At 70.0% G+C, this 12547-nt stretch carries 12 protein-coding genes and 4 tRNA genes; 5 read left to right on the forward strand and 11 right to left on the reverse strand.

All coding sequences use genetic code 11. From position 1 onward, the window contains the following. On the forward strand, window positions 1–157 hold a 157-nt coding region (locus tag H490_RS31410), incomplete at its 5' end, for an integrase core domain-containing protein (RefSeq protein ID WP_152424138.1). On the opposite strand, the gene H490_RS16510 is transcribed toward H490_RS31410, so the two are convergent. The 4 genes from H490_RS16510 to recO are packed head-to-tail and all read right to left on the reverse strand — an operon-like array spanning window position 154 to window position 4160. Next, the gene (locus H490_RS16510; protein WP_017882491.1) at window positions 154–1413 is read right to left on the reverse strand and encodes a deoxyguanosinetriphosphate triphosphohydrolase; all 1260 of its coding nucleotides are present in this window, start codon (window positions 1411–1413) and stop codon (window positions 154–156) included. The genes H490_RS31410 and H490_RS16510 overlap by 4 nt on opposite strands. Further along, window positions 1406–2602, reverse strand: a complete 1197-nt coding sequence (dusB, locus tag H490_RS16515; RefSeq protein WP_017882492.1) for a tRNA dihydrouridine synthase DusB — start codon at window positions 2600–2602, stop codon at window positions 1406–1408. The genes H490_RS16510 and dusB overlap by 8 nt, the downstream gene beginning before the upstream one ends. 36 nt (window positions 2603–2638) lie before the next feature. Then, window positions 2639–3427, reverse strand: a complete 789-nt coding sequence (locus H490_RS16520; protein ID WP_017882493.1) for an isoprenyl transferase — start codon at window positions 3425–3427, stop codon at window positions 2639–2641. 10 nt (window positions 3428–3437) lie between these two features. Next, a complete protein-coding gene (gene recO / locus H490_RS16525) occupies window positions 3438–4160 on the reverse strand; it encodes a DNA repair protein RecO (RefSeq protein ID WP_031289426.1) in 723 nt (240 codons plus the stop codon). A gap of 157 nt (window positions 4161–4317) precedes the next feature. On the opposite strand from recO, the gene H490_RS16530 reads away from it, so the two are divergent. Next, window positions 4318–5154 carry a trimeric intracellular cation channel family protein gene (locus H490_RS16530; RefSeq protein WP_051066110.1) on the forward strand — a complete coding sequence of 279 codons (837 nt, stop codon included), beginning with the start codon at window positions 4318–4320 and terminating at the stop codon, window positions 5152–5154. Window positions 5155–5237: 83 nt separating this feature from the next. On the opposite strand, the gene H490_RS16535 is transcribed toward H490_RS16530, so the two are convergent. The 7 genes from H490_RS16535 to H490_RS16565 all read right to left on the reverse strand — a co-directional run bounded on the left by H490_RS16535 (window position 5238) and on the right by H490_RS16565 (window position 11846). Beyond that, window positions 5238–6293: a 2,3-butanediol dehydrogenase gene (locus H490_RS16535; protein WP_017882496.1), complete on the reverse strand. Its 1056-nt coding sequence runs from the start codon at window positions 6291–6293 to the stop codon at window positions 5238–5240. 220 nt (window positions 6294–6513) lie between these two features. Beyond that, window positions 6514–7116 (reverse strand): crossover junction endodeoxyribonuclease RuvC, encoded by a 603-nt coding sequence (gene ruvC, locus H490_RS16540; RefSeq protein ID WP_017882497.1) that lies wholly within the window; start codon window positions 7114–7116, stop codon window positions 6514–6516. Between the two features lie 78 nt (window positions 7117–7194). Next, window positions 7195–7959: a YebC/PmpR family DNA-binding transcriptional regulator gene (locus H490_RS16545; RefSeq protein ID WP_017882498.1), complete on the reverse strand. Its 765-nt coding sequence runs from the start codon at window positions 7957–7959 to the stop codon at window positions 7195–7197. Between the two features lie 52 nt (window positions 7960–8011). Continuing rightward, entirely contained in the window at window positions 8012–8515 is a 504-nt protein-coding gene (locus H490_RS16550; RefSeq protein ID WP_081611553.1) for an HIT family protein, read from the reverse strand. Window positions 8516–8556: 41 nt separating this feature from the next. After that, window positions 8557–10479: a threonine--tRNA ligase gene (gene thrS, locus H490_RS16555; protein WP_238560271.1), complete on the reverse strand. Its 1923-nt coding sequence runs from the start codon at window positions 10477–10479 to the stop codon at window positions 8557–8559. Window positions 10480–10637: 158 nt separating this feature from the next. Next, window positions 10638–10710, reverse strand: a tRNA-Val gene (locus H490_RS16560). Window positions 10711–10826: 116 nt separating this feature from the next. Beyond that, window positions 10827–11846 (reverse strand): hypothetical protein, encoded by a 1020-nt coding sequence (locus H490_RS16565; RefSeq protein ID WP_017882501.1) that lies wholly within the window; start codon window positions 11844–11846, stop codon window positions 10827–10829. Between the two features lie 200 nt (window positions 11847–12046). On the opposite strand from H490_RS16565, the gene H490_RS16570 reads away from it, so the two are divergent. The 3 genes from H490_RS16570 (at window position 12047) to H490_RS16580 (ending at window position 12337) form a co-directional block, all read left to right on the forward strand. Next, window positions 12047–12122: transfer RNA gene (locus tag H490_RS16570), tRNA-Gly, on the forward strand. 45 nt (window positions 12123–12167) lie between these two features. After that, a tRNA-Cys gene (locus H490_RS16575) sits at window positions 12168–12238 on the forward strand. A 27-nt stretch (window positions 12239–12265) separates the two neighbouring features. Next, a tRNA-Val gene (locus H490_RS16580) sits at window positions 12266–12337 on the forward strand. Window positions 12338–12547: the final 210 nt, after the last annotated feature.

A 12547-nucleotide genomic window follows, 5' to 3' on the forward strand; every position in this document is an offset into this window, starting at 1 on the left:
AGAGTGGGCGTACGCCGGCATGTATGAGAGTGATGCAGCCAGGGCCGCAACATACGACGCTTGGCTGCATCACTACAATCATCACCGACCCCATACCGGGATCGGTGGTCTCACACCGTCAGATCGTGTTCACAACCTCACGAGGAACTACAGCTAGGCCAGGGGCGCGTCGCACAGGCGCTTGTACCAGGCGATCGCCGACTGGTCGGTGAGCGAGGCCACCTGATCGACCACGGCGCGCCTGGCGGTCGCCTCGTCGGGCGCGGCGCGGAGATCCGCGGCGTAGGCGGGCTCGAGTTCGTGCGCGCCGGTCTCCCACAGGGTGTGCAGCAGCTCGATCAGCAGGCCGCGCTGGCGGCGGTAGGTCGGCTGGCGACGGCCGCTCTGCATCACGAACGCGGCGACCACACCCTTGAGCACCGCGATCTCGGCTCGGATCTCGCGCGGCACGACCACGTCGGCGCCGTAGCGCGCGAGCGGGCGCCCGTCGGCTTCCTCGAGCGTCGCGCCGATCGCGACGCGGGCGAAACGGCCGATCATGTCGCTCGTGAAGTTCTTGAGCTTGGCCTGATCGCGCCGGGAGCCGTCCCAGCGGGTGAGCCAGTTCTCGCTCTCGGACATGCGGTCGAACGCGGCTCCCAGCTCGTCGGCGTCGAAGCTGCCCCCCGCCCACTCCGCGACGGCGCGGATGAGCGCGCCGTGCCCGGAACGGGCGGTGAGGAACTGCGGATCGATGTGCTCGGCCACGATCGCGTCCTCGAAGTCGTGCACCGAGTAGGCGATGTCGTCGGAGAGATCCATCACCTGCGCCTCCACGCACTTGCGGCGCTGGGGCGCGTCCAGCCGCAGCCACTCGAACACCGGAGCGTCGTCGGCGAAGTAGCCGAACTTCGCGCTGCCCGGTTCGGCCTCGGAGAGCGCCCACGGGTACTTGCAGCTCGCGTCGAGCGTGGCGCGCGTCAGGTTGAGGCCCACGCTCTCGCCATCGGGCGCGAAGTGCTTCGGCTCGAGGCGGGTGAGGATGCGCAGCGTCTGCGCGTTGCCCTCGAAACCGCCGAAGCCGGTCATCCACTCGTTCAGGGCCTTCTCGCCGTTGTGGCCGAACGGCGGGTGCCCGAGGTCGTGCGCGAGGCAGGCCGTGTCGACGACGTCCTGCGAGACGCCGAGGGCGACCGCCAGCTCGCGGCCGATCTGCGCCACCTCGAGCGAGTGCGTGAGGCGGTTGCGCGCGAAGTCGACGCCGGCGGTCGGGCTCAGCACCTGCGTCTTCGCCGCGAGGCGCCGCCACCCGCTCGAGTGCAGCACGCGTGCCCGATCCCGGGCGAAGTCGCTGCGGTGGCCGCCGTGATGCTCGGGCACGAAGCGCTCAGCGTCGACGGCCGCGTAGCCCGCCGGGAGCGCGGGATCAGCCACCGTCGGATCCCCCGTCGGTGCGCTCGGCCTCGGCGACGACCGCGCGGGCGGCGCTGTCGCTCGTGCGGCTGTCGAGCCAGCCGTCGGGCAGGTGGACGCGCTTGGGGCTGCCCGCCCGGCCGCGCTGCCCCTCGGCGCCCTCGCCCGGGTAGGGCATCGAGGCGTCCATCGTCGCGAAGATCTCGTCCATCTGCTCGAGCGACTCGACGGCCGCGAGAGCTCGGCGGGTGTCGCCGCCCACCCCGTAGCCCTTGTAGTACCACGCGACGTGCTTGCGGATGTCGCGGCAGGCGCGATCTTCTTCGCCGTCGAAGAACTCGACGAGCAGTTCGGTATGGCGACGCATCGCGTCCATCACGAAACCGAGCGGCGGCCGCGCCATCGAGGCCTCGGCCTCTTCGCGGCTGATCTCGCCCGCCTCGGCGCGGAACGCGGCGGCCAGATCGCCGAACAGCCACGGCCGCCCCAGGCAGCCGCGGCCGACCACGACGCCGTCGCAGCCGGTCTCGCGCACCATGCGGATCGCGTCCTCGGCGGACCAGATGTCGCCGTTGCCGAGGATCGGCACGCTGGTGATCGTCTGCTTGAGCGTCGCGATCGCATCCCAGTCGGCGTGCCCCGAGTAGAACTCGTTGGCGGTGCGGCCGTGCAGCGCTATCGCCGCCACGCCCGCCTGCTCCGCCGCCCTCGCCGCGTCGAGGTAGGTGAGGTGATCGGGGTCGATGCCCTTGCGCATCTTGACGGTGAGCGGAATGTCGCCCGCGGCCTGCACGGCGCCCGTGACGATCGCGTCGAAGAGGTCGCTCTTCCACGGCAGGGCGGAGCCGCCGCCCTTGCGGGTCACCTTGGGCACGGGGCAGCCGAAGTTGAGGTCGATGTGGTCGGCGAGATCCTGATCGACGAGGAAGCGCACCGCCTCGGACACCGTCTTCGGATCGACCCCGTAGAGCTGGATCGAGCGGGGCGTCTCGCTCTCGTGGTGCTTGATGAGGCGCAGCGACGCGGGCGTGCGCTCGACGAGGGCGCGGCTCGTGATCATCTCGCTCACGTACAGACCCGCGCCGTACTCGCGGCAGAGCCGGCGGAAAGCGGTGTTCGTGATGCCGGCCATAGGCGCGAGCACCACGGGCACGTCGAGTTCGAGCGGGCCGATGCGCAGGCGCGAGCCGGTCAGAGTCTGGGAAGTCATATCGGCCCCATTCTCTCATCACTCGGCGAGGCCGCGTCAGCCCTCGGCGGTCGGCTGGTCGACGGCGCCGCCGAAGCGGCGGTCGCGCGCGTGATAGATCTGGATCGCGCGCCACAGCTCCCGCCGCCCGAAATCCGGCCAGAGCGTGTCGAGGAACACCATCTCGGCGTACGCCGACTGCCACAGCATGAAGTTGCTGATGCGCTGCTCCCCCGAGCTGCGCAGGAACAGATCCACGTCCGGCAACTCCGGCACGTAGAGGTGGCGCTCGATCGTGCGCTCCGTGATGCCGCGCGAGCTCAGCCGCCCCGCCTCGACCTCCGCCGCGACCGCCCGCACCGCGTCGGTGAGCTCGTTGCGGCCCCCGTAGTTGACGCACATGGTGAGCGTGAGGCCGGTGTTCTGGGCCGTGGCGCGCTCGGACGCCTTCAACTCGCTGATCACCGACCCCCAGAGCCTGGGTCTGCGGCCGGCCCAGCGCATGCGCACGTTCCACGCGTCGAGCTGGGCGCGGCGGCGGCGCAGCACGTCGCGGTTGAAGCCCATCAGGAAGCGCACCTCGTCGGGCGAACGGCGCCAGTTCTCGGTCGAGAACGCGTACACGCTCAGGTGCTTCACGCCCGCCTGGATCGCGCCGGCCACCACGTCGAGCAGCGCCTGCTCCCCCATGCGGTGCCCCTCGACGCGGGGCAGCCCCCGACGGTTCGCCCATCGCCCGTTGCCGTCCATGACGATCGCGACGTGCTGCGGAGCGGGTCCGGCGAACGCGGGCGGCTGCTCGCCGGTCCAGTCGACCGGGACGAGGCTGTCGGGGGCGTGATGCATGGGGGAAAGTCTATTGGTGCGAGGATCCGAACGCCCGCAGCCCGCGCTCGAGGTGGAACTGCGTGTAGGCCGCCGCGATCCCGGCCGCCTGGCCGCGCTCCCGCTCCCCGCTCGCGAGCGCGGCGTCCCAGTCTCCGGCGAGCAGCGCGGCGAGCAGCGAGACCGAGCCCGGATCGAGCCGCGGCGATCCCGGCAGCCGGCAGTTCTCGCAGGTCACCCCGCCGAGCTGCACCGCGACCGCGGTGTGCGGCCCGGGGGCGCCGCAGTTCACGCACGCGTCGAAACCGGGCGTCCACCCCGCGAGGCTCATCGCCCGCAGCAGGTAGCCGTCGCGCACGAGATCGGCCGGGATCTTCGCCGCGGCGAGCGTGCGCAGCGCCCCCACTAGCAGCGCGTACTGCTCGCGCGACGGGGCCCCCTCGGCCAGGCGCTCGGCGGTCTCGACCATCACGCTGCCCGCGCGGTAGCGATCGTAGTCGGAGCTGATCGCGGGCCCGTAGGCGCCCAGCGTCTCGGCCTGCGTGATGGTGTCGAGCGTGCGCCCCTCGAAGCACTGGATGTCGGCCACCATGAAGGGCTCGAGCCGCGCACCGAACTTCGACGAGGTGCGGCGCACGCCCTTCGCGACGGCGCGCAGCAGGCCCCGTCCGCGCGTGAGCAGCGTGACGATGCGGTCGGCCTCGCCCAGCTTGTGGGTGCGCAGCACGACGCCTTCTTCGCGGTAGAGGGGCACCCGACCATTGTCGCACCCGGCGGTCGTCCGCCGGGTGCCGGCGAGTCGGGATCGCGCCCGCATCCGCGATCCGCGATCCGCCGGGATCCCGGCCGCTCCCCGCCCCGCCGCCGAGGACGCCCTGCGCCGGGCCGGGCGAGTGCGCGAGAATGGACGGGTGCTCGATCAGACGTTCCAGACGCCGCTCGCCGCCGACCTCGTCGCGGTGGCCGCCGGCAGTCTGCAGGGCGCCCTCTTCGCGGCGGGCTTCAAGCGCATCGACCTGCTCGGCGTCGCGTTCATCGGCGTGGCGACCGGCATCGGGGGCGGCCTGCTGCGCGATATGCTGCTCGGCACGACGCCCGCCGCGTTCTCGAACAACCTCTACCTGATCGTGTCGATCGGCGCCGCGTTGCTCGGCATGCTGCTGCCCCGCGTGTTCCGCCGCCTCGACCCGTTCATCTCGGCGCTCGACGCGATCGGCATCGGCATGTTCGGCGCCATCGGCACCACGAAGGCGCTCGCGATGGGGTTGCCGATCGTGCCCTCCCTCTTCATCGGCGTGGTCTCCGCCGTCGGCGGCGGCGCGCTGCGCGACGTGATGCTCAACCTGCCGATCGCCGTGATGCACGTCGGGTCGCTCTACGCGGTCGCGAGCCTGGTGGGGGTGTCGGTGCTCACCGTGCTGTTGGCCTTCGACGTGCCGGTCGTGATCTGCGGCGTCGTGTGCGTGGTCGTGACGACGGCCGTGCGGCTGCTCGCCGTGCGCTTCGGGTGGAGCCTGCCCGAGCAGCGCGCCCTCAGCCGGGTCAAGCTGCGCCGCCAGCGCCAGGTCGAGCAGGTCATCGACGAGGCCCTGCAGACGGGCGCCATCACGCTGCCGATCGTGCTGCCCGATCCCGATCCCGCTGCCGCCCACGACACCGACGACGCTCCCTCCGCCGCCGACGACGCCGGCGATGACTCCGAAGCCGGCGGGCCGCCGCCCGGCCGGCCCCGCCGGCCCCGCCGGTAGGCGCCCCGACGCGCGAAGGGGCGGCACCGCCTCCGCGATGCCGCCCCTTCGCCGCTGCGGGCTCCGCCGCGGGTCTCGTCGCCCTACGGGTGCACGATGATCTTCACCGCGGTCTCGTTGCGATTGATGAGGGTGTCGAAACCCTCGTCGATCAGGTCGTCGAGGGCGATGCGGCCCGTGATGAACGGCTCGAGATCCACCTTGCCCTCCTGCACGAGTTTGATCGTCGCGGCGTGGTCGCGCACGTACGCGATCGTGCCGCGCAGGTCGATCTCCTTGAGCACGAGCTTCTGCATGTCGAGCTGGGCGGGGTTGCCCCAGATCGAGACGTTCACGATCACGCCGGTCGGCTTCACCGCGTCGAACAGCTGATCGAGCACCGCGTTGACGCTGGTGCACTCGAACGCCACGTCGGCGCCGACGCCCCCGGTGATCTCGCGCACGCGGGCGATGAGATCCTCTTGCGAGGGATCGATGACGTGATCGGCCACGCCGGTCTCGCGCGCCTTCGCCTTGCGGGCGTCGCTCAGCTCGCTCATGATGACGGTCACACCCTCGGCCTTGAGCACCGCGGCCACGAGCAGCCCGATCGGGCCGGCGCCGCCCACGAGCGCGACATCGCCGGCGCTCGCGTCCGAGCGGCGAACCGCGTGGTGCGCGACCGACAGCGGCTCGATGAGCGCCGCCTGGTCGAGCGGGATGTCGCCGATCGGGTGCACCCAGCGGCGATCCACCACGATCTTCTCGCTCAGGCCGCCCCCGCCGCCCGCGAGGCCGATGAAGCCCATCTTCTCGCACAGGTGGTAGTTGCCGGCCCGGCAGGGGCCGCACTCGTCGCACACGAAGTACGGCTCGACCACGACCGAGTCTCCGACGGCGAGATCGGCGACCCCTTCGCCGAGGGCGCTCACCGTGCCCGAGAACTCGTGACCGAGGGTGACGGGCGACTCCTCGTGCGACAGCGGGTGCGGATGGCCCGGCGCGGGGCAGAAGATTGGGCCGTCGAGGTACTCGTGCAGGTCGGTGCCGCAGATGCCGCACCAGGCCACGTCGATGGCTACGGCGCCCGGCCGCAGCTCCGGCTCCGGTACCTCCTCGATCCGAATGTCCTTGCGTCCGTGGAAGCGTGCGGCTTTCATCTGGGTTCCCTCCTGATCGCGTGCGCACGGAACCCGAGACGACACCGGCCGATCGACGCCGGCCGCCGAGAGTTCCGTCTGGTGCTGGCCGAACCGGTCGATTCGGTCGCACTCGCCAGTCTACGCCGGTCGTCCGCGCGGAGTTCGGGATCGCGTGGCGCTCGACGGCCGCTCGGGATCGCGTGGCTCGCGGCCGGCCGGCATCGCCGAAGACGCGGGATCAGGACCGCGCGCCGCGCCGTCGTCCGAGCTTCGACTCGGCTTCGCGCCACGCGCGCTGCGCCGGCGTCTCGCCCCCCGGCGCCGCGGCCGAGCGATCGAAGCGCTCCATGCGCGTCGCGGCCCCGCCACGGCCCAGGTGCCAGGCGTGGGTGATCGCGAGTGCGAGCGCGTCGGCCGCGTCGGCGGGTTTCGGCGGGGCCGCCAACCCGAGCAACCGCGTGACCATGGTCGTCACCTGCGCCTTGTCGGCGCTGCCGTAGCCGGTCACCTGCGCCTTGACCTCGTTCGGGGTGTAGAGGGCGACCGGGATCCCGCGCTCCTCGGCGAGATACATGACCACGCCGCTGATCTGCGCGACGCCCATCACACTCGCCACGTTGTCCTGCGCGAACACGCGCTCCAGGGCGATGCCCGCCGGCTTCTCGCCGTCGAGCAGCCGCTCGATGCTCGAGCCGATGCGGTGGATCCTCTCGGGCAGCGGCCTGTCGGCGGCGCTGCGCAGCACCTCGACGTGCTCGAAGGCCACCTTGCGCGAGGCGCCGGCGGTCACGATGCCGACGCCGCAGCGGGTCAGGCCCGGGTCGATGCCGATGATGCGCATGCCGCTCCGTTCGTCGGGTTCGGGATCCCCGGGCCGGTGTCGCACCTGTCGGCGCGCCCGGCCCGGGCGGGTGAACCCCTACTCGTCGTGCTCGAGCTCGGCCTGCACCTCGGGCGACAGGTCGAAGTTCGAGAACACGTTCTGCACATCGTCGCTGTCCTCGAGGGCGTCGATGAGGCGGAACACCTTGCGCGCGGTGTCGGCGTCGATCTCGACCTTCAGGTTCGGCACGAACTCGACGTCCGCCGACTCGTAGTCGATGCCGGCGTCGACGAGCGCGGTGCGGGCGCCCACGAGGTCGCTCGCCTCCGTGAACACCTCGAACGACTCGCCGTTGGGGGTCGGCACGACCTCCTCGGCCCCGGCGTCGAGCACCGCCAGCAGCACGTCGTCCTCGGTGGTGTCGGCGGCCGGCACGGTGAGCACGCCCTTGCGAGCGAAGTTGTAGGCCACGCTGCCGGGATCTGCGAGGGTGCCGCCGTTGCGGCTGAGCGCCGTGCGCACTTCGGCGGCGGCCCGGTTCTTGTTGTCGGTGAGGCACTCGATCATCAGCGCCACGCCATTCGGGCCGTAGCCCTCGTACATGATCGTCGTGTACTCGACGGCGTCGCCCGTGAGGCCGGCGCCGCGCTTGATGGCGCGATCGATGTTGTCGCCGGGCACCGAGTTCTTCTTCGCCTTGTGCACGGCGTCGGCGAGGGCGGGGTTGCCCGAGAGGTCGGCGCCGCCGATGCGGGCGGCGACCTCGATCACCTTGATGTACTTCGCGAAGGCCTTCGCTCGACGCGAGTCGATGATCGCCTTCTTGTGCTTCGTGGTCGCCCACTTGGAGTGTCCGGACACGGGAGCTCCTGTTCCTGTCGGTTGAAGTTCAGTAGGTCATTCTAGGTTCGGCTCAGTCGGCCGGCCCAGGGTCGACCGGCCAGGCGGCCGCGATCGACGCGCGCACATCGCCGAGCAGCTGCGGCAGCGCCTTCGTCTTCGCGACGATCGGGAAGAAGTTGGCGTCCGAGGCCCAGCGGGGCACGATGTGCTGGTGCAGGTGCGCCGCGATCCCGGCGCCCGCGATCTGCCCCTGGTTCATGCCGAGGTTGAAGCCCTCGCACCCCATCACCTCGCGTGCCACGCGCATCGCGGTCTGGGTGAGGGCACCGATCTCGGCGACCTCCTCGGGGGTCGCCTCGTCGTACTGCGAGATGTGGCGGTACGGGCAGACCAGCATGTGCCCGTTGTTGTACGGGAACAGGTTGAGCAGCACGTAGGCGGTCTCGCCGCGCGCCACGATCAGCGCGTCCTCGTCGCTGCTCGCCGGAGCGGCGCAGAACGGACAGTCGCTGCGATCCGGCTGGTGGTGATCCTGCACGTAGACCATGCGGTGCGGCACCCAGAGCCGCTGCATGTCATCGGGGGTGCCGACGGCAGCGGTCTCGCGCAGCGACTCTACTCGGTCCACGCCGTCGACACCTGCTCGTGGGTCTCGATCGCGCGGACGATGCGCTCGATCGCCTCGTCGACGGGCACACCGTTCAACTGCGAGCCGTCGCGGAAGCGGAAGCTCACCGCGCCCGCCGCCCGATCGTCCTCGCCGGCGATGAGCTGGAACGGTACCTTCGCCTTCGTGTGCGTGCGGATCTTCTTCGGCATGCGATCGTCGCCGTGATCGACCTCGGCGCGCACGCCGCGCTCCCGCAGCCGCGCGACGACGCCGTCGAGGTACTCGCCGTACTGCTCGGCCACCGGGATGCCCACCACCTGCACGGGCGAGAGCCACACCGGGAACGCCCCCGCGTAGTGCTCGAGCAGGATCGCGAAGAAGCGCTCCACCGAGCCGAGCAGCGCGCGGTGGATCATCACCGGCTGCTTGCGGGTGCCGTCGGCCGCAGCGTATTCGAGTTCGAACAGCTCGGGCTGGTTGAAGTCGAGCTGCACGGTCGACAGCTGCCAGGTGCGGCCGATCGCGTCGCGGGCCTGCACCGAGATCTTCGGGCCGTAGAACGCCGCACCGCCGGGATCGGCGACGAGCTCGAGACCCGACTCCTCGCCCACCTCGCGCAGCGTCTGTTCGGCGACCGCCCACTGCTCCTCGGTGCCCACCGACTTCTCGGGATCCCGCGTCGAAAGCTCGAGGTAGAAGTCGTCGAGGCCGTAGGCGCGCAGCGTCGCGAACACGAACTCGAGCTGGCGCTTGATCTCGTCCTTCACCTGCTCGTCGGTGACGTAGATGTGCGCATCGTCCTGCGTGAGCCCGCGCACGCGGGTGAGACCCGACAGCGTGCCGCTCTTCTCGTAGCGGTACACCGTGCCGAACTCGGCGAGGCGCAGCGGCAGCTCGCGATAGCTGCGCGCACGCGCCCGGAAGATGAGGTTGTGGAACGGGCAGTTCATGGGCTTCAAGTAGTAGTCCTGGCCCTGCTTGACCACGTGGCCCTCGCCGTCGGTCACCTCGTCGAGGTGCATCGCCGGGAACATGCCCTCCTTGTACCAATTGAGGTGCTGGCTCGTCTCGAACAGCGTGCCCTTGGTGATGTGCGGGCTGTTGACCACCTCGTAGCCGTTCTTCAGCAGCTCGCTGCGCATGAACGTCTCGATCTCGTGGCGGATGATGCCGCCCTTCGGGTGGAACACCGCGAGACCCGAGCCGATCTCGTCGGGGAAGCTGAACAGGTCGAGCTCGACGCCCAGCTTGCGGTGGTCGCGCTTCGCGGCCTCCTCGAGACGGGTCTGGTACTCGCGCAACTCGTCCTTCGTGGGCCACGCCGTGCCGTAGATGCGCTGCAGCATCGGGTTCTTCTCGCTGCCGCGCCAGTAGGCGCCCGCCGAGCGCATGAGCGCCCAGCCGTTGCCGATCACCCGGGTGCTCGGCACGTGCGGGCCGCGGCACAGATCCTTCCAGCACAGCTCGCCGGTCTTCGGATCGACGTTGTCGTAGATGGTGAGCTCTGTTCCGCCGACCTCGACGCTCTCGTTGTCGGAGCCCTGATCCGCACCGCCCTTGAGGCCGATGAGTTCGAGCTTGTACGGCTCGTTCGCCAGCTCCTCGCGGGCCTCGGCCTCGGTCACCACACGGCGCACGAAGCGCTGCCCCTGCTTCACGATCTTCTGCATCTCGGACGAGATCGCCTTGAGATCTTCGGGGGTGAACGGCTCAGCCGGATCGAAGTCGTAGTAGAAGCCGTCGGTGATGGGCGGGCCGATGCCGAGCTTCGCCTCGGGGTTGATGCGCTGGACCGCCTGTGCGAGCACGTGCGCCGCGGAGTGGCGCAGAATGTTCAGCCCGTCCTGCGAGTCGATCGCGACCGGCTCGACCGTGTCCGTCTCGGTGACCGTCGCCGCGAGATCCTTGAGCTCGCCGTTGACGCGCATTGCGACGATCGAGCGATCGGTGAACAGGGAGAAGCCATCGGCCACTGGGGCACACTCCTTCGAGACGGAAGCACTAACCCCACGATTCTAATGGGTGAGGCGCCGCACCCCCTGAAACGACGAAGGCCCCCGATTGCTCGGGGGCCTCCGGCCTGCGGTGGGCGATACCAGACTCGAACTGATGACCTCTTCCGTGTGAAGGAAGCGCGCTACCAACTGCGCCAATCGCCCGCGTGATCCGGATCAGCGATCCGTGCCAACCCGAACGATAATACACGGATCGAGGGGCCTCCGTGCCACCCGCAGAGCGAACCGCGTGATCTCGCGGCTCGCACCCGCGCCGGGGCTCAATCGCTCGGGCGTGTCGTCACCGGGGCGAGGTCGCTGTTGAGCTGCTGGTCGAGTTCCGAGCTGAGCTCGCCCAACTGCTTGAGCTGCGCGCCGAGCCCGTTGTAGTAGTCGATGTCGGCCTGCAGCGTCGCGAGCGTCTGCTCGAGCGCATCCCGTCGCTGCGCGAGCTCGTCGCGAATGCGGTCGAACTCCTCGGGCGCGTCCGAGAACTCGTAGCGCTCGTTGCGGGCGCCGAACTCGGCGGCGTCCTCGTTGAAGCGCCGAACCTCGTCGTCGTACGCCGCCTTGCGCGCCTCGATGTCGCCCCGCAGCGCCGTCATCTCGGTCTCCAGGCTCTCGGCCTGCTGCTGCAGGTCGACGAACACCGAGTGGTACGTCTCGAAGATGTCCACGAGCGCACCCCGATCCTCGAACCACTGCGCGTAGTGCTCCTCGAGCCAATCCGGCAGCTCGCGCACCTCCGTGCCGAGCACCGAGTGCAGCTCGTTCGCGAAGGCCGCCTCCGACAGGTGCTCGTACACCTCCATGCGCTCCCGCAGGCGCGGATCCTGCTCGGCCAGCTCCTCGTACGCCGTGCGCAGCCGCGGGGCGAGCATCGCACGGTCGCCCTCGCCCAGCCGCGCGTAGGTCGCGTGCAGCAGCTCGTGCGCGGCGGTGACCTCGACGATGCCCTCCACCCGATCATCGGTCACGTCGAACAGGTGGATGCGCTCGCCCGTGTAACAGCCGAGCACGTGGCCGTGCTCGGAATGATCGACCTCCGAGCACTGCTCGTTGAAGTTCTGACTGCCGTCGATCGTCGGCTGCGTCGCCAGGAACACGCGTTCACCCGACGAGGTGAGCGCGAGCTCCCCCATCACCTCCACCACCCGAGGATCCGGGTCGAACCCCGCCGCCGCGAAGTGATCGCGGATCTCCTGCCGGTGCGAGAACGCGAACACCGCGGCGGCGGCCACCAGCAGCACGCACAAGAGGCCGATCCCCCGTTTCAGAGCCGACCGCCCGCGCTTCCCCATGCAGATAACGCTAGCGGCACTCCACCCGCCGGGGGTGGATTACCGCCCCGAAAGACGACGAATGAAGAGAAAACGAGACAAAACCCAAGCGGGTGCAGGCGGCGCGCCCGGGCGTCCGGGCCTGATTTGCGTCGCACACCCGACCCGCATATAGTTGTTCAGGTCGCCACGGCAGCGGAAACGCGAAGCGGGGCGATCGTGCGGATGTAGCGCAGTTGGTAGCGCATCACCTTGCCAAGGTGAGGGTCGCGAGTTCGAGTCTCGTCATCCGCTCCAGTGGCCGAGTTCATCTCGGCCGCTTGTGGTGTCAACCACCACCACGGTGGCGTGGCCGAGAGGCGAGGCAGCGGCCTGCAAAGCCGTATACACGGGTTCGAATCCCGTCGCCACCTCGCCGTATAATTCAATAGCCTCAACAGGCGCGATTGGCGCAGCGGTAGCGCGCTTCCCTGACACGGAAGAGGTCACTGGTTCGATCCCAGTATCGCGCACGGCAAGGCCCCTCCTCGGAGGGGCCTTCTTCGTGCGTTCCCCCGGGATCTCGCGCAGTGCCCTCGCGGATCCCGCAAACGCTGGCGCGTTTGCACTGTGGCATCCGCGCTGGTTCGATCCCAGTATCGCGCACGGCAAGGCCCCTCCTCGGAGGGGCCTTCTTCGTGCGTTCCCGCGGGATCTCGCGCAGTGCCCTCGCGGATCTCGCA

The organism is Leucobacter sp. UCD-THU (genome assembly GCF_000349545.1).
GTDB lineage: Bacteria > Actinomycetota > Actinomycetes > Actinomycetales > Microbacteriaceae > Leucobacter > Leucobacter muris.

Bases quoted from the DNA above. Each gene is read 5' to 3' on its own strand.
- dusB (WP_017882492.1), bottom strand. From the start codon at position 2,602: ATGACTTCCCAGACTCTGACCGGCTCGCGCCTGCGCATCGGCCCGCTC.
- H490_RS16520 (WP_017882493.1), bottom strand. From the start codon at position 3,427: ATGCATCACGCCCCCGACAGCCTCGTCCCGGTCGACTGGACCGGCGAG.
- H490_RS16535 (WP_017882496.1), bottom strand. From the start codon at position 6,293: ATGAAAGCCGCACGCTTCCACGGACGCAAGGACATTCGGATCGAGGAG.
- ruvC (WP_017882497.1), bottom strand. From the start codon at position 7,116: ATGCGCATCATCGGCATCGACCCGGGCCTGACCCGCTGCGGCGTCGGC.
- H490_RS16550 (WP_081611553.1), bottom strand. From the start codon at position 8,515: ATGCAGCGGCTCTGGGTGCCGCACCGCATGGTCTACGTGCAGGATCAC.
- thrS (WP_238560271.1), bottom strand. From the start codon at position 10,479: ATGCGCGTCAACGGCGAGCTCAAGGATCTCGCGGCGACGGTCACCGAG.
- H490_RS16565 (WP_017882501.1), bottom strand. From the start codon at position 11,846: ATGGGGAAGCGCGGGCGGTCGGCTCTGAAACGGGGGATCGGCCTCTTG.